General features: G+C 41.6%; 17 protein-coding genes. 12 read left to right on the top strand and 5 right to left on the bottom strand.

What is annotated here, in order from left to right; translation table 11 throughout:
- The first annotated feature begins 4 nt into the window (after window positions 1-4).
- Window positions 5-919 carry a DJ-1/PfpI family protein gene (locus AAFF35_RS13720; RefSeq protein ID WP_342333085.1) on the top strand — a complete coding sequence of 305 codons (915 nt, stop codon included), beginning with the start codon at window positions 5-7 and terminating at the stop codon, window positions 917-919.
- A gap of 77 nt (window positions 920-996) precedes the next feature.
- Window positions 997-1773: a DJ-1/PfpI family protein gene (locus AAFF35_RS13715; protein WP_342333084.1), complete on the top strand. Its 777-nt coding sequence runs from the start codon at window positions 997-999 to the stop codon at window positions 1771-1773.
- Between the two features lie 26 nt (window positions 1774-1799).
- Here AAFF35_RS13715 and AAFF35_RS13710 read toward each other — a convergent pair whose 3' ends face one another.
- A complete protein-coding gene (locus tag AAFF35_RS13710; RefSeq protein ID WP_342333083.1) occupies window positions 1800-3218 on the bottom strand; it encodes a PLP-dependent aminotransferase family protein in 1419 nt (472 codons plus the stop codon).
- 101 nt (window positions 3219-3319) lie between these two features.
- On the opposite strand from AAFF35_RS13710, the gene AAFF35_RS13705 reads away from it, so the two are divergent.
- Both AAFF35_RS13705 and AAFF35_RS13700 read left to right on the top strand, forming a co-directional pair.
- On the top strand, window positions 3320-4216 hold the full coding sequence (locus tag AAFF35_RS13705) for a DMT family transporter (protein ID WP_342333082.1): 897 nt from the start codon (window positions 3320-3322) through the stop codon (window positions 4214-4216).
- Window positions 4217-4369: 153 nt separating this feature from the next.
- Window positions 4370-4831 carry a MaoC family dehydratase gene (locus tag AAFF35_RS13700; protein WP_342333081.1) on the top strand — a complete coding sequence of 154 codons (462 nt, stop codon included), beginning with the start codon at window positions 4370-4372 and terminating at the stop codon, window positions 4829-4831.
- Here the strand turns inward: AAFF35_RS13700 and AAFF35_RS13695 are convergent.
- Window positions 4819-5835, bottom strand: a complete 1017-nt coding sequence (locus AAFF35_RS13695) for a helix-turn-helix domain-containing protein (protein WP_342333080.1) — start codon at window positions 5833-5835, stop codon at window positions 4819-4821. The two genes, AAFF35_RS13700 and AAFF35_RS13695, sit on opposite strands and share 13 nt — an antisense overlap.
- 290 nt (window positions 5836-6125) lie before the next feature.
- On the opposite strand from AAFF35_RS13695, the gene AAFF35_RS13690 reads away from it, so the two are divergent.
- A complete protein-coding gene (locus AAFF35_RS13690; RefSeq protein WP_342333079.1) occupies window positions 6126-6266 on the top strand; it encodes a hypothetical protein in 141 nt (46 codons plus the stop codon).
- Between the two features lie 23 nt (window positions 6267-6289).
- Window positions 6290-6709 carry a hypothetical protein gene (locus AAFF35_RS13685; RefSeq protein ID WP_342333078.1) on the top strand — a complete coding sequence of 140 codons (420 nt, stop codon included), beginning with the start codon at window positions 6290-6292 and terminating at the stop codon, window positions 6707-6709.
- Window positions 6710-6790: 81 nt separating this feature from the next.
- Here AAFF35_RS13685 and AAFF35_RS13680 read toward each other — a convergent pair whose 3' ends face one another.
- Window positions 6791-7627, bottom strand: a complete 837-nt coding sequence (locus AAFF35_RS13680; protein WP_342333077.1) for an AraC family transcriptional regulator — start codon at window positions 7625-7627, stop codon at window positions 6791-6793.
- Between the two features lie 136 nt (window positions 7628-7763).
- On the opposite strand from AAFF35_RS13680, the gene AAFF35_RS13675 reads away from it, so the two are divergent.
- The 3 genes from AAFF35_RS13675 (at window position 7764) to AAFF35_RS13665 (ending at window position 11112) form a co-directional block, all read left to right on the top strand.
- On the top strand, window positions 7764-8180 hold the full coding sequence (locus tag AAFF35_RS13675) for a carboxymuconolactone decarboxylase family protein (protein WP_342333076.1): 417 nt from the start codon (window positions 7764-7766) through the stop codon (window positions 8178-8180).
- A gap of 37 nt (window positions 8181-8217) precedes the next feature.
- The gene (locus AAFF35_RS13670; RefSeq protein WP_342333075.1) at window positions 8218-9231 is read left to right on the top strand and encodes an NAD(P)-dependent alcohol dehydrogenase; all 1014 of its coding nucleotides are present in this window, start codon (window positions 8218-8220) and stop codon (window positions 9229-9231) included.
- A gap of 123 nt (window positions 9232-9354) precedes the next feature.
- The gene (locus AAFF35_RS13665) at window positions 9355-11112 is read left to right on the top strand and encodes an RICIN domain-containing protein (protein ID WP_342333074.1); all 1758 of its coding nucleotides are present in this window, start codon (window positions 9355-9357) and stop codon (window positions 11110-11112) included.
- A 115-nt stretch (window positions 11113-11227) separates the two neighbouring features.
- Here AAFF35_RS13665 and AAFF35_RS13660 read toward each other — a convergent pair whose 3' ends face one another.
- On the bottom strand, window positions 11228-12241 hold the full coding sequence (locus tag AAFF35_RS13660; RefSeq protein WP_342333073.1) for a DUF6688 family protein: 1014 nt from the start codon (window positions 12239-12241) through the stop codon (window positions 11228-11230).
- 41 nt (window positions 12242-12282) lie between these two features.
- Entirely contained in the window at window positions 12283-12822 is a 540-nt protein-coding gene (locus AAFF35_RS13655; RefSeq protein WP_342333072.1) for a GNAT family protein, read from the bottom strand.
- Between the two features lie 247 nt (window positions 12823-13069).
- On the opposite strand from AAFF35_RS13655, the gene AAFF35_RS13650 reads away from it, so the two are divergent.
- Genes AAFF35_RS13650 through AAFF35_RS13640 form a run of 3 tightly spaced genes read left to right on the top strand, consistent with a single transcriptional unit; the run spans window position 13070 to window position 15978 of the window.
- Window positions 13070-14260 carry an acyltransferase family protein gene (locus tag AAFF35_RS13650; protein ID WP_342333071.1) on the top strand — a complete coding sequence of 397 codons (1191 nt, stop codon included), beginning with the start codon at window positions 13070-13072 and terminating at the stop codon, window positions 14258-14260.
- A gap of 1 nt (window position 14261) precedes the next feature.
- Window positions 14262-15293, top strand: a complete 1032-nt coding sequence (locus AAFF35_RS13645; RefSeq protein WP_342333070.1) for a histidine kinase — start codon at window positions 14262-14264, stop codon at window positions 15291-15293.
- A complete protein-coding gene (locus AAFF35_RS13640) occupies window positions 15283-15978 on the top strand; it encodes a LytTR family DNA-binding domain-containing protein (protein ID WP_342333069.1) in 696 nt (231 codons plus the stop codon). Before AAFF35_RS13645 ends, AAFF35_RS13640 begins: the two co-directional genes overlap by 11 nt.
- Window positions 15979-15980 lie beyond the last annotated feature (2 nt).

Below are 15980 nucleotides of genomic sequence, written 5' to 3'. Positions count from 1 at the left end.
CATCATGGCCTCTGATCGCATTATATTTTTTCTCTTTGACGGCGTGCATCTACTGGATCTTGCCGGCGCTGTAACCGTATTTTATGAATCAGGCTGTCTGGGGAAACCTTATGAGCTTTGCTACGTCTCCCCTTATCCCCAGCCGATTTCCTCAAGTGGTCTGGGTTTTACAAAGGTAATTGCACCTGAAGAATTAACTGTTAACGCGAATGACACCGTCATTGTTGCCGGTATGGAAATTGCCAAATGGCAACGATCCGACGACGCTTTGTGGATTCCATGGCTGCAAAGTGCCGCTACAAAGGCAGCAGCGGTCTGCTCCGTTTGTACTGCTGCTTTTGCCCTGGCGGCTGCCGGATTACTTGATGGACGTCAGTGTACCACACATTGGGCCTGGACCTCCACCTTACAACAACAGTATCCCAGGATAAAGGTCCTGGAAAATATATTATATGTTAAAAGTGGTAATATATATACAAGTGCTGGAATTGCGACGGGCATTGATTTAGCGCTTTTTTTAGTCGAAGAGCGACACGGGGTCGCATTTGCCTGTAAAGTTGCTAAAGACATGGTGGTATATGTACGACGGGAAGGCAAAGACCCACAAGACAGCATTTATATACAAAACAGACAACATATCAATTACCAGATCCACCAGGTGCAGGATTATATTGCTCAACACCTGCGTGAGAAGATCAGTATAGAAGAATTGGCGGAACTGGTCCATATCAGTCCCAGATCGCTGACCCGTTTATTTAAATCTTCTACCGGCATTACGGTTGGGCAATATGTACAGCAACTGCGTCTGGAAAAAGCAATGCACTTACTGAAAGACCATCATAAAATGGCATGGATCGCTATGGAATGTGGATATAAAAGTCCTGGTCAGCTCAGACAGCTCATCAAACACAGACTATAACTATTGTCCGGATTTGCATGCTGTTTGTCCGGATTTATGTATCTTTTTGCTATAGGTTTGCCATCTAATTCTGATTTATGAAAAGATTAATTATAGCACTGCTCCTATTTCCATGCTTTCTGTTTGCACAACAACCATCTGCCATTGCCTATGTATGTCCACCATGCGGGGGCTCTTGTGATACGATCAGCTTTAGTAAAGCTGGAATTTGTCCTCATTGTGAAATGACACTAGTGAATAAAAATGAAAAAGAGCGCCTGGTCAAGGAACAGAAGACCACAGTTTGTTTTTACCTGTACGATGGTGTAGAGGTACTTGATTTTGCAGGACCAATGGAGGTGTTTTCCTATGCAGGTTTTAAGGTTTTCACCGTTTCCAAAACGAAAGAACCGCTGATTTCGCAGGGGATACTAAAGATAATCCCTGAGTACAGCATTGCTGATGCTCCTCTTGCGGATATATTCGCTGTTTTTGGAGGAAATGACGAAGTGGCGGCTGATGATCCCGAAGTCATTGCCTGGATTAAATCAAGGGATCAGGCCACCTATAGCTATTTCTCTGTTTGCACAGGTGCTTTCATTCTTGGTAAAGCCGACCTGCTGAACAACCTCCAGGTGACTACATTCCATCGCAGCGTTGAGAACCTGCAAAAAGCGGTCCCATCAGCCCGGGTGCTAAAGAATACAAGATACGTTGATAATGGTAGAGTGATCACCACCGCCGGCATCTCTGCCGGAATAGATGGCGCCTTGCACCTGGTTGCCAAATTAAAAGGAAAAGAAGCAGCGATGAAGGTGGCACAACATATGGAATATGATAAATATCAACCTGATCAAGGTCTTGTGGTCCGGTAATTTGGTTTATAGTCTTTGAGACTGGTTTAACTCATTTGCATCACCTTCGCAAGATTTCCAAGTTGTTTTAGTTTAAATTTCACTTCGGCTGACCAGGCTAAGCCAATGCAGAGCCTCATGCAATTTTCAAATTGATCTTGAAGGGTAAACATTCGTCCCGGAGCAATGCTAATCTGCTGTTTAATGGCCAGGTCATATAGTTTTCGTGTATCAATCTCACTAAATTCAACCCAGATCGACAGTCCACCCTGAGGCCTGCTTATCTTAGTTCCCTCCGGAAAATATTGTGCGATGGCATGGATATAATTTTGGTAATTGTCCTGTAGAATCCGGCGAAGCTGACGTAAATGATTTTCATACTTCCCGGTCTTCAGGAAATTGGCTACTGATTCCTGAATGATAGAAGCGGAAGATATGGAATGAATTCGCTTTAACTTTAACAGTTTTTCTTTGTATTTCCCCGGAGCAACCCAACCGACGCGAAAGCCAGGCACCAGACTTTTCGAGCCCGAGCTGCACCATAAGACATTCCCTTCTTTATCAAATGATTTACAGCATTTTGGACGTTGCAGACCAAAATACAAATCGCCATAGACATCATCTTCAATTAGTGGAATGTGATGGCTGGATAAAAGAGTTACGATTTCCTTTTTGTGCTCATCAGGGACAAAGCTTCCCAAAGGGGTATTGAAGTTGGGAACCAGGAGGCAAATGTTGATTTTCGGAATAGCTTCTTTTAACGCATTTATTTCCAATCCGGTAACCGGGTGTGTTGGAAGCTCCAGCACTTTAAATCCGAGGCTGATGACCAACTGTAAGGTTCCGGGATAACATGGGCTCTCCATAGCAACCGTATCGCCCGGTTTTCCCAATGCCATTAAACAAAGGGAAACTGCATTGATGGCACCATTGGTAGTGATCACATCATTTTCATGTAAATCCCCGCCCCAGGCTAAAGACCGGACCGCAACCATTCTCCTCAGTCTCACATTACCTTGCAAAGATTCATAAGCCGTCCCAGCATCTTTAAGGTTCCGGACTGCATGCCCAATCTCTTTTTTCAGTTTCACCAATGGCAGCAAATCAGCGGAGAGCGCGCTAATGGAGAAAAGCGTGAGCCTGTCATCTCCCATATCAGCATAGACCCTACTGATCAGTTCATCTGGTTCATTATCGTTAGCGACAGATGATGGCCGGCTCACTTCAGGAAGCGGAAGTTTTATAGAAGATTGCCGGCTCACAAAATAACCCGACTGCGGTTTCGAATCAATTAAGGAATGAGCCTCTAATTCCAGGAATACCCGCTTGGCGGTATTCATGCTGATCCCATGGTCCTTGCACAACATTCTTACAGAAGGTAATCTGTCTCCGGATTTCAGGACTCCGGTTCTGATCTGGCTGGCAATTGCATTTGCGATGTCATTGTACAGAAAATCTTTGCTCATGTGGTAAATATAACTGTGTCCATCGAAATACGCAAAACTGAGACTGTATTTACCACTATTCCTCTCCTACTTTCGCCTAAATAATAATTAAGCTTAACATCATGAGTAATCATCAATCATTTTCCGATACATCAAAAGAAAATAGCAGCAAGGGTTGGAAAAACGGGTTCATCGGCGTACTGATCTTCAGTGGATCCTTACCTGCAACAAGGGCAGCTGTGCTGGATTTTGATCCGGTATTTGTAACGGTTTCCCGGGCAACCATCGCCGGATTGCTTGCACTTTGTGTACTGCTCCTTTTTAAAGAAAAACGACCTGCGCGGAAACAGATTGCTTCCTTAGCCATTGTCTCCCTCGGCGTGGTCATAGGTTTCCCCTTATTGAGCGCTATGGCCTTGCAATATGTCACTTCCGCACATTCTGTTGTATTCCTTGGAATGTTGCCACTTACTACTGCAATATTCGCTGTAATGCGTGGGGCTGAACGTCCTCGCCCTGCATTCTGGCTATGCTCCATCGCAGGGAGCCTGCTCGTGATTGGATTTGCGGTTGCTCAGGGTCTTAAAGCATCACCTATTGGTGATCTGCTGATGCTGCTCGCGGTTATTTTATGTGGACTTGGCTATGCCGAAGGCGCAAAGCTTTCAAAAACGCTGGGAGGATGGCAGGTAATTTCCTGGGCATTAGTGCTTTCTTTGCCTTTTACAGCACCTATGATGTATTTACAACGTCCGGCATCATTCGCAGCAGTTGGCCCGGCGGCCTGGATTGGTCTGGCATATGTTTCCGTGTTCAGTATGCTGATTGGCTTTGTGTTCTGGTATCGTGGCCTGGCTCAGGGAGGTATTGCAGCGGTAGGGCAATTACAACTGTTACAGCCTTTTTTTGGATTAGCGCTGGCCGCAATTTTACTTCATGAAAGCGTGAGTATTGCGATGTTGGGCGTTACTGTTGGCGTAATTCTTTGTGTTGCAGGCTCAAAAAAATTCGCAAGATAGTTGGGGAGATATAAAGGGTCACCATTATAAATCAGGGAAAAACTGACGCCTTTGGACAAAAATCTGGCTTGTTTTTCAAAAGCTATTTTGAGCGGTGCCGTATCTTCGGAACCTGAGAAAAAATAACATGCATGCTCAGGTTAAAACCAATTTATGAAGAAAGTTATCCATAGTTTTAAAGAATTTGAAACCTATGTAGGAAAGGAAATCGGGCCCTCAAACTACCTGAAAATCACCCAGAATCAGATCAATCTATTTGCTGATGCGACCCTGGACCATCAATGGATTCATGTAGATACGGAGAAAGCGGCACAGGAAAGTGTTTTTCAGGGAACAATCGCCCATGGCTATCTCACTTTATCGTTGTTACCATTTCTGTGGGCGGAGATTGTTGAGGTAAAGAACATCAGGATGATGGTAAATTATGGTGTTGAAAAATTGAGGTTTAAGCAGCCCGTTAGGACTGGCGCAGAGGTCAGACTGACGGTGAAGCTGGTTTCGCTAGTTAACCTGAGAGGGACGGCTAAAGCAGTGATCCATTTTGCATTAGAAATAAAGGGCAATACAAAAAATGCTATTGAAGGGACGATTATTTTTTTATATCACTTCAATTGATTTGAATTTATGCCGATAAATTTACGGGGAGTTGTATTAAACTGCTTTTGAAAGAACTTGTTAAAGGCACTCTGGCTATCGAAGCCCAAAAGGAAAGCAATTTCATTTAGAGAGACATTTTCTTTCAGATACTTTTGGGAGAGTTCCATTCTGAGCTTATTTAGAATCAGCTGATAAGAACTTCCTTCCGTTTTTAACCGCCTTTGCATATTACGTTCGCTCATATTAAACCTGAGAGCGGCAGATTTTAAGCCCAGACCAGGATTAGAAATGCTATGCAAAAGGTGTCTTTCCAGGGCATAAGAAAAATGTCGGTTGTACTGCTTTTCCCTGATCTCCCTTTCCAGCTCCTCAAATAAAGGCAATAGCTTCTTCTGAACAGGAACAACTGGCAGTTCGAGAACGGATTTAGGAAAGATCAGGGCCACACGATCCTGGTTGTACTTTACCTGACAATTTAGATACGTTTCCAATGGATCTGTTGCTCCTTCCTTTGGATAAGGAGAATGGATTAAAACCGGATGCAGGAACCTTCCTGTGAAACTATGCGCGTAGTGGATGGCGGTACCATACTGCATTTCAGCCCAGACTCTTGCGGCCTGAGGATAACGGAGATTGAATTCAGGATGGATCAGCAACTCATAATAAAAGGAATCGCCCTCTACGCGGGCGGTATAACTGGTGATATCCGTTGCTTTGTACCCGGTCTCTTCCTTTTTTTCAACGATCTCAGCAAGTGTTTGCATTTTATGAGGTGTGTTGAACACCGCGTCTGTTAACGTAAAAGGAATTAGAAATCCGGTCTTCAGTCCTATCCTTTGGTCTTTTGTTGCTAAGACTGCCTGTTCCAGATACCGTCCACAGATCCCGGCATCTATTTTACAAGTAGGATCTTCAAGCACACTAAGCGCTGTTTTAAACTCAGAAAATATTTTCGGCAAATCGATATCTAACTTTTCAAATTGCGTTAAAATAATATTGAATAATCCGGCAATTACATACATGATTTATAACCTGGCTTTTGAATAGCAAAAGAAAAAACACGGCGACAAGTTATCAATTAAATCATAAATGCGGTACGAAATCAAGCCTGATTTGACCATATTTTGATTTATTCAGATGATCGGTGTTATTGTCAGAAAAAATATTTAGCTTAGAGTAGCGCTTAACACAAAACATATTGGCATTTGAATTAGTCACAGATAACACACTCTCTATCAGCCACAAAAATCCATACTCATGAATTTCTAGAACACTAACTTTAGTAATTTCCTACACTTTAAACTCGCTCTCAATGAGAAAAAGAACTGATCAAACAGGGGATAAAACCGTCTCCGTCAATGCCATCTCCAGCACTTATATCATACGCTTAACAATGGATGCAAATGATACCCAAAGTTTCATGTGGGGATTATGCTGTGACTCCCAACTTTAATTAATCCTAAACCATCAAATCTTATGGGAAGCTACGTAGAAATAAATGACACCCTTCAATTAACTACTGAACAAGGATTTCCTTCGGACCTAATGGACCGGGATCAGCATATCATTAACCCGGTTACACTTGCTGATGTAGAAGGTAAGATCTTCAGTTTTAAGGACAAACCCTCGGCACGCATATTCCAGCTGGATCCGGTCAGGGTATACTATGTCCACAACATTAATGGGAAATGGCTGTTCTGGGGCCGCATCTTTATCCAGTCTGAAACGATCTACAAGAAACTGGATGAAAATGGGAATTGGATAGAGGGAGAATGGATGACCTCAGGAACTTACACCATCATCGATGTGTATGATCCTGTTTATCAGAAAATTTTCACGCTTCATGAGGCACCTCCTGACCGTAATTATTTCATCCCGGATCCATCGAAAGAGTAATTGTAAAAACCTAAAAGCCCCTGTAATCTGATTGATCAACAGGGCTTATTTCCCAATACTTATTCCTCAGAGCGTCTTATGCTAAACGCCCTTTCTGATCTGTAACATTCCTTTTCCATAATGCCGTTTCATCATTCTGTTGAGGTGACTGCTGTCTGTAAAGCCTAGTTCCCAGGCAATTTCTTTAATCGGGGTAGCCGTATAAATCACGCGGGATTCTGCGATTCTTAGCCTGGATTTAAGTACGTAATCCTGAAAGCGCTCTCCTGCATTTCTCTTAAAATATTCGCTAAAATAAGTTTCTGAAATGCCGAAACGTTCAGACAGGTATTCCACGGTGATCATTTCTTTATTGATGATATGAAAACTGATAAAGTTTAAAAGATCTGCAAATTTGGAATCATTAATTATTCTTCCTTTTAAAATACTCTTTTGAGCATTCCTGGATAGAATTCCCAAAATGGAGACTAAAGTCGTTCTGATGATGAAGGCGGAGCAAATTTCCTTTCGTTCATATTCATAAAGCACTGCATCCAGCAATCGCTTTACCTGTTCTTTATCACCCAAATCTTTGATCAGTTCGCCGGGGTGATGGTTGTGATTTGCCAGGATAAAATTCAAACGGCTAAACCAGGAACTATAGTCGACCTGATCGTTTGACAATGGAATAAAATAGCTGCTGGTGAAACGTACAAACAGAAAACGACTCGCTTCTTCTATAATATATTTATAACATTTTGCCGCAGGCAGCAGATGGATGTCATTTTCCCGGAAAGGAAGCTTAATGTTGTTTACACTTTGCAGACCAGTTCCTTCCAGTACATAAACCAGTTCAAAAAAGTTATTGGTCCTGCTTCGCTCCTGCCATTCGGCGTAGCCAGCAATTTCAATCGCAAAACTATCATGTAAAAAATCCATCCTACAAACTTAACTATTCCCAGAGGCATTAAACCAGAATCCAGGAATATTACTGTTCTTTCGCCAGTATTTACCATTCTCCGAGGTCCTTCCTACCTACTTTTGGATTGCAAAAACAGATAAAATATCTTCAATTATGAACTATCAGGAAATCTCAAAAGAAACCATAAGCCATTTATACAAATCTCATCAACAGATCAGGAAATCTGAAATAGACATCCGTCTGATTGTTTTGGCCGAACTCTATGTCTCGCAAATGAATGGCTGTGCTTACTGTTGCAGTTTTCATTCCAATGAGTTGCGTGAACTCGGTATGGAACAAAGCGTTATCGACAAGATACCCGGCTGGAAATATACCAATGCATTTGACCACAAAGAAAAGTTGGTACTACGATGGGCAGCAGCAATCACCAGAATGGAAGGTAATTTTGAGGAGCTAAAAACACAACTGCAAACCAATTTCAGCGAAAAAGAACTGGTAGACCTCACGGCCAGTATTTCCCTGATGAACGCCTTAAATCGCCTACGGATTACACTCGGCGATATCCATTAATTTTTACCGGTAAAAGAACGAATATAAAATAAACAACATGAAAGCAGTACAGTTAACCCAATTTGGAATTGAAAATTTGATCGTAAATGAAGTGGAATCTCCCCGCCCTTCGGACAACGAAGTTTTAGTAAGAATAAAAGCGGTATCCTTAAATTATCTGGACAACATTATCGCCCAGGGAAGCTTTTCCAATGCGATGAACTTTCCCTATATACCAGCTTCAGATGGCAGCGGGATTGTAGCATCGGTCGGAAAAAATGTAACCAGGTGGAAAACCGGCGACCGGGTTGCCATCCAGTACGTACAAAAATGGACAAAAGGAAACATTGATAAAGAAAGCAATTCTATTCGCGTAGCCTGGCAAACTCCAGGAGTCATGGCCGAATATGTATGTATTCCCGAATACGGATTGGTAAAGGCGCCGGATAACCTCAGTTTTGAAGAGACTGCAACACTGCCAATTGCGGCTTTAACCGCATGGCATGGATTAATCAACCAGGCAAATTTACAATTGGGGCAAACTGTGCTGACACAAGGCACCGGAGGTGTTTCCCTGTTTGCCCTGCAGATTGCAAAAGCCGCAGGTGCAAGAGTCATTGCCACAACGAGCAGCGACGAAAAAGCGAAAAAACTCAGAGCAATCGGAGCTGATGAGGTCATTAATTATACACAAAATCCGGAATGGCATCAGCAAGTCCTCTCCCTCACAAATGGAGAAGGCGTGGACATTACACTGGATATCGCCGGAACTAAAACCATCGAACAATCTCTCCTGTCGGTTAAAGAGATGGGTTTTGTAGGTACAGCCGGCTTTATTTCGGGAGCTGCTTTACCCCTGGATATACACCGGCATAAAATCAACATGTCATTTCTAAGGATACAAGGCTTAGCGGTAGGCAGTGCTGAAAGTTTTTCCGCGCTAAACCGTGCAATTGAACTGACAAACCTACATCCGGTAATTGACGAGGTATTTACCATAGACCGGGTGAAGGCTGCCTATAAAAAACTAGAAGAGGGCAAGCATTTTGGTAAGATTGTGATTTCCATGTAACAGAAATTAAAACCATAAGAATTTATTTGCCATGTATACACTTTGTATATACCGGTTTTTGTGTTTTTTATCTGGGATAGGCTTTCTTTGCCAGCAGTAAAACAACATAAAACTTATACATACATGGCATTTAAACACCTATCGGGACAGCGCTATTTTTTAATTGCGAAACATAGTGGCAAAGCGCTTGGTTTTAAAAACGAAGCAATAGGCAGTTCATTGATCCAAATGACTTTGGATATTGACAATGAAAATCAAAAGTTCAGTTTTGATGAAGGGAATAATTTTCACTGGATCATGTCGGCATATAGAGACCGATATCTGGCCATCGATAATAACTCCGCGGCAGATAAAGCAAGAATTATTCAATGGCATTATGAACCAGGAAAAGCAAACCATCATTTTCATCTGGATCCCGCTGGTGGCGGAGGCTATTACCGCATCAGGGCATTACACAGCGACAAATTTCTGGATGTCATCAATGCAAGCGAAGCGGACGAAGCAGATGTAAGTCAACATCAATTTTCGGGAACGGACAACCAATTGTTTAAAATGGTGCCGGTAACCGACGATCCGGTAGGAAAATCGCCCATGTCTTATGCAGAAACCAATGAGATGGGGCGCGCCGTCTTACTGGGCGTCATAGGTGCTATACCAAAAGTTGGTGGTGGCATCAGTGCAGTGATCGGTTTTTTCTGGAGTTCTAAAAACACCTTATCAGAACTGTGGGATCAAATGAAAACCTATGTCGATGCCCGTATTTTCGAAATACTGGAAAAACACATAATAGACGATTTGAGGGATGATGTAGCAGGATTGTTAAATATTGCAAAAGAGTTTGATGGTTTATCCCCAAAAACCGCAGAAAAAGGAAGCAAGCTGATCAGCGCAATCAGCTACGGATCCGGAAGACAAACTCATTTCTTAAATAAAAAACCATCCGTATTGCCTTACCTGATTGGCTTAGGAACGATTATGCTGGTCTTACGACGTAACCTTTTGGTAGAGTATGAAGATGTCTTTGGATATGCGCCTACGCCGAACGACTATGAAAAGCATTTGGAGAGTTTGAAAGAATGTATCAGGGTTTTTTCGAAAGACGCGGAAAAACACAAAAAATCCCTGATGAAATCCAGATTGTCACACATAGCGGATCCGAAAGAGGTCGTGATCCATGTGCAAAATATGATAGGTGATACCAGGTACAATTATGTCAAATTTTCTGTGGTAGAGGATACCTTTGACAACTGGACAATGAGCTGGTCTGATGTCTATATTGATTTTGCCCAGACTGCCCAGGTTGGCTACAAAGATCATAAAAAGCGGGCAGAGTATGCAGTGCTGCAACGCAGAAAGCAGATCGTTGAACAATATGAATCTGAGCTCGATGAATTGATGGTGCAGGCAAAATTATGGAAACATTTTGATCCCAAAGAAAGCGAATACACAGAGAAGATCGTGAAAAGGTCTGTAGGTACTTTTGGTGGATTTCAGGGTACAACAGCCTTCGAAGGCATCACTGGCTCAAAGATCAGCCGGTTAACACTATTTCAGGAAAATGGCAGTTTAGTTGGTCTGACCATAGGATATAAAGGTCAAACTACCGATTTAACCGTTGGCAAATTCACCGGAAACAGTACAAGTTTAGTTCTTGAAGACGAAGAATATATCACTAGTGTTTACGGGCATATGAAGAACCATATTGAAGGCCTTTGGTTCGTTACAGAAAAGGGACGGTTTATTGGCGCAGGAAAAACAAATGAAATGGGCTTTTCAGCAGACCTCGGAGATGGTTTAAAGGCCAAACTGGTACGTATCTCAGGTGCACACAACAACAACCTTATAGAACAACTCAACTTCCATTGGGAATATACTTATTAAAATAATTAACCTCCGCTCTCCCCTGTTTATATATTTATGAACAGACAAAAGCCCCGCATTTCTGTGGGGCCTTTTGCTGTTGATCAAAAATCTTTGAATCTGGTTTTAACCTCTATTAGGTCGCGTATTGTTTGGCGATTTTATCTTCTGGCTTAGTGCTGCACAAATACAGAGATATCAGGAAAAAGCACTCCAAAGGTTTCATCAATCTATAAACCAGGTTTGAGCCCTTCTGACTGGTGATTTTCTTTGATAACGGGTAGCCGTATTTATCATAGCAAGCCCTGATTACCCGGTGTACGGCAGGGAGATTTTCCTGGATCAACTCTTCAAAAGCGTTCGCAATGAGCAACTGTCTGTTGACAATAATTTCATGACCATGCCTTATTCCCAAACGAAGCGGTTTTACCACTTTCGGATCACCACAAACAGCGACCGTACATAAATAATGACCTTGATGGTCTAAAAATGGTGGATGAGTTTTTGTCGAAAAACGCCAGGTTGTGGTTTCGGTAAACACTTTACTCATCGAATCTGCTTCTTGTCCGAATAAGATCAATAAGACAACTATAATGATAAAAACCGGAATCAGCAAAATCAACACATAGAATGGTTGATGGGCCGTCTTCGCCATCTTTTGGTTTAAATAGTTAAGCACTTTATTGCGGTACACCTTGTCGTTTGCCCCAGCAAGCTCTTCCACAACGCATTTACAAATTACAGCTACCGCAGTTAAAATATAGGCAAAAGGCAAAAAACCAAACAGCCATCCATCATAAGACTCCGTACTGTGTGAGATTTGAACAAATACAGCAGCACTGATTGGGATCCCGATCAAAACAAGAACCAACATCAGTACAAACCATAAGGGAGGCATTGCTCTCCCTTTCAGCCAGAGCTTCAATAATCCAAACACGGCCAGGACAAAAAAAGTAATGAGGCTTAGCAGGTGCTTAGATGCGAAAGGAGAATAGCCGCCATCAACGATGTCAATAGCGGTATAATAGTCCGCAGAATAGACCATTAAACCGCAGCAGAACAACAAGAAAGAGAGCGTAAAGCCTAGTATAAACACATACTCCAGCGTTTTTACAGGCGTCTCAATACCTTTTCTTGCTTGTTTGTACATTAGATAGCCCAAAACCGGCAATGACAGTAAAAATATTATTGCTATGATTTCCACTCTTCGTTTAACATGGAGTATAAAACCAGATCAAGAAACTGACCATTAACCAGGTCTGCCTGTCTCAGTATACCTTCTTTTGTGAAATTCAATTTCTCTGGGATGGCCAGGCTTCTGACATTACTTTCGGCTGCTTTAATCTCTATTCTGTTTAAACCCAACTCCCTAAAACCATAGCTGATCAAACCTTTACATGATTTTGTAATGATGCCCTTGCCTTCGTCCTTTTTACCGAGCCAATACCCAATTTCAGCACTTTTATTATAAGTATTGATATAGTGTAATCCCATTTTCCCTACCGGTTTTTCATCTAACAAGATCACAAAATTGATATCATTTCCCTGTTGGTATTGTAATTCGCAGTTCCTGATATAATTATTGAAATTCTCCAGGGATTTGGCATTGTCACCCCAAGCTAAAAATTCGGCAAAACGGGCTCTGTTTGCTTCAATAACAGCATATAGTCCTGTAGCATGCCCGGCTGCAATCAGTTCAAGATTTATATTTTCGTCTATATTGATTCTCATTTGAAGGTCTTTACTTTCCAGGGCATCAAGTTAGCTAATTTATTAAAAAATTTAACAGCAGGATCTTTTAAAACAAGGAATCCCTCTCTTTCCAAAAAGAAGGCACAGAGCAAAACCAAGTATGTTTTAGCAAATCAGACAGACTGCAGATCAATAAATAATCTACTGATCAGGAAAAGTTGACCTGTGGTCAAAAAAAAGCGTTCCATTTTAGATGAAGTTCTTTTCTTGCGTAAAAAGAACGAAAATGGAAACCACACAACGACAAACCTATCTTGATTGGCTAAGGATATTATCCATATTAGGTGTATTATTTTTTCATTCGGCCATGCCTTATGTTTCAGAAGATGGATGGCATATTAAAAATGCAGAAACGAGCAATCTGTTGATGGAAACAAATATGTTCCTCCATCTTTTTCGCATGCCCTTATTGTTCTTCATCTCTGGTACGGTAAGCTTTTACATGATGCAACGGAGATCTACGTTAAACTTCATTGGTTTACGCTTCCGCCGACTATTGATCCCTCTAATATTTGGGATGTTTGTTGTCGTTCCGCCTCAGATCTATATGGAACGACTGATTGCCGGTTATCAAGGTAGTTTTTGGCATTGGTATCCCCATGTGTTAGACTTCATACCCTATCCAACAGGCAATTTCAGCTGGCATCACCTTTGGTTTATCGCCTACCTGTTTTTATACGACCTGATGTTCGCGCCCTTATTTGCCTGGCTGATCTCTCCAAAAGGCAATGGATTTAAAACAAAGATGGAAGTACTGACTAAAAATAAACGGATATACCTGCTGATGCTTCCCGGAATCATCTGGTATACCCTAATGGCCCATAGGTTTCCTGAAACCAATGACCTGATCAACGATCCCGCTTATTTTGTTTACTGGTTGCTCTTTCTAATGACCGGGTTTATCTGTATCCTCCAACCCAAATTGATGGATAGCCTGGAACGTAACCGACGTTTTGCCTTAACGGTAGGATTTTTAGCACTCCTCTTATTAAACTATTTAAGATGGAATAAAATTGAACCAAAGTATGCCGGTTGGTATTTCCAGGATGAATTCTTTACTTATCTTTTTTATGCCTTAAAACCAACCATTGCATGGGCATGGGTATTCGCATTGATTGGATATGGGAAACGTTACCTGAACGCCAAACACAAAATCCTCAACTATTTAAATGAATCAGCTTATCCTTTTTACATCCTGCATCAGACCGTGATCGTCATCCTGGTTTATTATATCGTGCAACTCCGTAATGAAAGCATTTTATCTAAATATATTTATACTTTAGGCCTTACATTTTTTATAAGCGTACTGACTTATCATTTGCTGATCCGCCCTTTTGCACTCAACAGGTTCTTATTCGGCATGAAACCTATAAAAAAAGCTGACGGAACAAAAATGAAAACAGAAGAAACGGCATAACATGAAGCTATTCAAAAAATACATTTTCCCCGCAGTTTATGGCCTTCTGATCTATTTCACCATCAGGCTATTGCATGACCTCGCTGTTGATACTCAATTTTGGACAAGAGACTTGGTTTTAAACATTTTCGAAATTCTTTGCAGCATCTTGCTGGGCTATCTAAGCATAGGCATTTTTGAAGCACTCTTCCGGTTTTACGACAAACGTTGGCCACACCATTTAAATTATCGGGGCATCGTAAGAGAATTGCTGATACTGGTAGGTGTTAATCTGCTATTGGCCTACCTGATCCTGATCCCAATGGCGGCATTTACGGATGATGGTCTGTCCTGGGTAGACGTCGCAGACCTGACCATGATTCCAACTTTATATGCCCTGATTTATTATGGAATTGCGCGTAGCAGAAGCTGGTTAAAGGCGTATGTAGACAATAAAGTGCTACTAGAGAAAATAACGAATGAACATTTAGAAACGGAACTCAAATTCCTTAAAGCTCAATATCACCCACATTTTCTTTTTAATGCTTTAAATACCATTTACTTTCAGATGGATGAAGATTTACCTGGTGCAAAGAGAAGTATTGAGCAATTTTCAGAGCTACTCAGGTATCAGCTCTATGACCAGCAACAACAGGTGCCTATAGCGCTCGAAATCGACTATCTTCAACGCTTTATTGAATTGCAAAAGATCCGGAGCACAGATAAACTGCAGTTACAGATCGCTTTTGATCCGCAGCTGAATGCACAACTGGTGTATCCACTGTTATTTTTGCCATTGGTTGAAAATGCATTCAAATTTATAGGCGGTGATTATCAAATGCTGGTCGATGCCAGGATATCAGATCACTATATCGTGTTTAGCGTGGAGAATTCCGTACCGCTGGTGATGCAACACGGGGCTAAAACAGGAGGCATCGGACTGGAAAACCTGCAACGACGCCTTGACTTGCTTTATCCGGACAGACATTCCCTAAAACTACAGCAGGAAAACAATCAATTTAAAGCGGTCTTAAAACTAGAATATGAACGATAAAATCAGTTGTATCATTACCGATGATGAACCTTATGCGCGCAAAGGCTTACAGGGTTATATAGAAAAAATCAGTTTCCTGGATCTTAAAGGAAGCTGTGAAGATGCTTTACAATTGAACAGTCTGTTGGAAGAGGAACCGGTAGACCTGCTTTTCCTGGACATACAAATGCCTCTTTTTACGGGCATTGAATTTTTGAAAACCCTCCGCAACCCTCCTAAAGTGATATTCACCACTGCTTATGCGCAATATGCCATACAGGGTTTCGAATTAGAAGTGATGGATTATTTACTAAAACCCATCTCCTACGAACGATTTTTTAAAGCAGCAACAAAAGCGAAGGAATATTTTGCATTAAAGGCCCGGCCCGATGAATCTACTGCTTATTTATTTGTAAAGTCCAATGGGAAGTTCGAGAAAATAGTCTTTGCTGATATTTTGTTTATCGAGGGAATGGAGAATTATGTCGCCATTCAGCTTAAAGATAAGCGGATTGTGACCCACAGCACCATCAAATCATTACTCGAAAAATTACCAGCCAGACAGTTTATACAAACCCATAAATCTTATGTGATAGGGATTGACAAAATTGATCGCATTGAAGGCAACCTGCTGCACATTCAGAAGTATCAGATTCCTATTAGTAAATACCTGCGCAAAGTAGTCATGACGGCCCTGATTACTTAACA

Origin of the sequence: Pedobacter sp. FW305-3-2-15-E-R2A2, assembly GCF_038446955.1 — a bacterium.
GTDB lineage: Bacteria > Bacteroidota > Bacteroidia > Sphingobacteriales > Sphingobacteriaceae > Pedobacter.
The sequence above is the reverse complement of the archived record's forward strand: the minus strand, read 5'-3'. Positions and strand labels throughout refer to the sequence as shown.

Coding starts and splice junctions, on each gene's coding strand:
- AAFF35_RS13660 (WP_342333073.1), bottom strand. CDS start 12,241: ATGTACAAACAAGCAAGAAAAGGTATTGAGACGCCTGTAAAAACGCTG.
- AAFF35_RS13700 (WP_342333081.1), top strand. CDS start 4,370: ATGAAGAAAGTTATCCATAGTTTTAAAGAATTTGAAACCTATGTAGGA.
- AAFF35_RS13665 (WP_342333074.1), top strand. CDS start 9,355: ATGGCATTTAAACACCTATCGGGACAGCGCTATTTTTTAATTGCGAAA.
- AAFF35_RS13640 (WP_342333069.1), top strand. CDS start 15,283: ATGAACGATAAAATCAGTTGTATCATTACCGATGATGAACCTTATGCG.
- AAFF35_RS13670 (WP_342333075.1), top strand. CDS start 8,218: ATGAAAGCAGTACAGTTAACCCAATTTGGAATTGAAAATTTGATCGTA.
- AAFF35_RS13715 (WP_342333084.1), top strand. CDS start 997: ATGAAAAGATTAATTATAGCACTGCTCCTATTTCCATGCTTTCTGTTT.
- AAFF35_RS13720 (WP_342333085.1), top strand. CDS start 5: ATGGCCTCTGATCGCATTATATTTTTTCTCTTTGACGGCGTGCATCTA.
- AAFF35_RS13695 (WP_342333080.1), bottom strand. CDS start 5,835: ATGTATGTAATTGCCGGATTATTCAATATTATTTTAACGCAATTTGAA.
- AAFF35_RS13655 (WP_342333072.1), bottom strand. CDS start 12,822: ATGAGAATCAATATAGACGAAAATATAAATCTTGAACTGATTGCAGCC.
- AAFF35_RS13650 (WP_342333071.1), top strand. CDS start 13,070: ATGGAAACCACACAACGACAAACCTATCTTGATTGGCTAAGGATATTA.
- AAFF35_RS13675 (WP_342333076.1), top strand. CDS start 7,764: ATGAACTATCAGGAAATCTCAAAAGAAACCATAAGCCATTTATACAAA.
- AAFF35_RS13690 (WP_342333079.1), top strand. CDS start 6,126: ATGAGAAAAAGAACTGATCAAACAGGGGATAAAACCGTCTCCGTCAAT.
- AAFF35_RS13645 (WP_342333070.1), top strand. CDS start 14,262: ATGAAGCTATTCAAAAAATACATTTTCCCCGCAGTTTATGGCCTTCTG.
- AAFF35_RS13680 (WP_342333077.1), bottom strand. CDS start 7,627: ATGGATTTTTTACATGATAGTTTTGCGATTGAAATTGCTGGCTACGCC.
- AAFF35_RS13710 (WP_342333083.1), bottom strand. CDS start 3,218: ATGAGCAAAGATTTTCTGTACAATGACATCGCAAATGCAATTGCCAGC.
- AAFF35_RS13685 (WP_342333078.1), top strand. CDS start 6,290: ATGGGAAGCTACGTAGAAATAAATGACACCCTTCAATTAACTACTGAA.
- AAFF35_RS13705 (WP_342333082.1), top strand. CDS start 3,320: ATGAGTAATCATCAATCATTTTCCGATACATCAAAAGAAAATAGCAGC.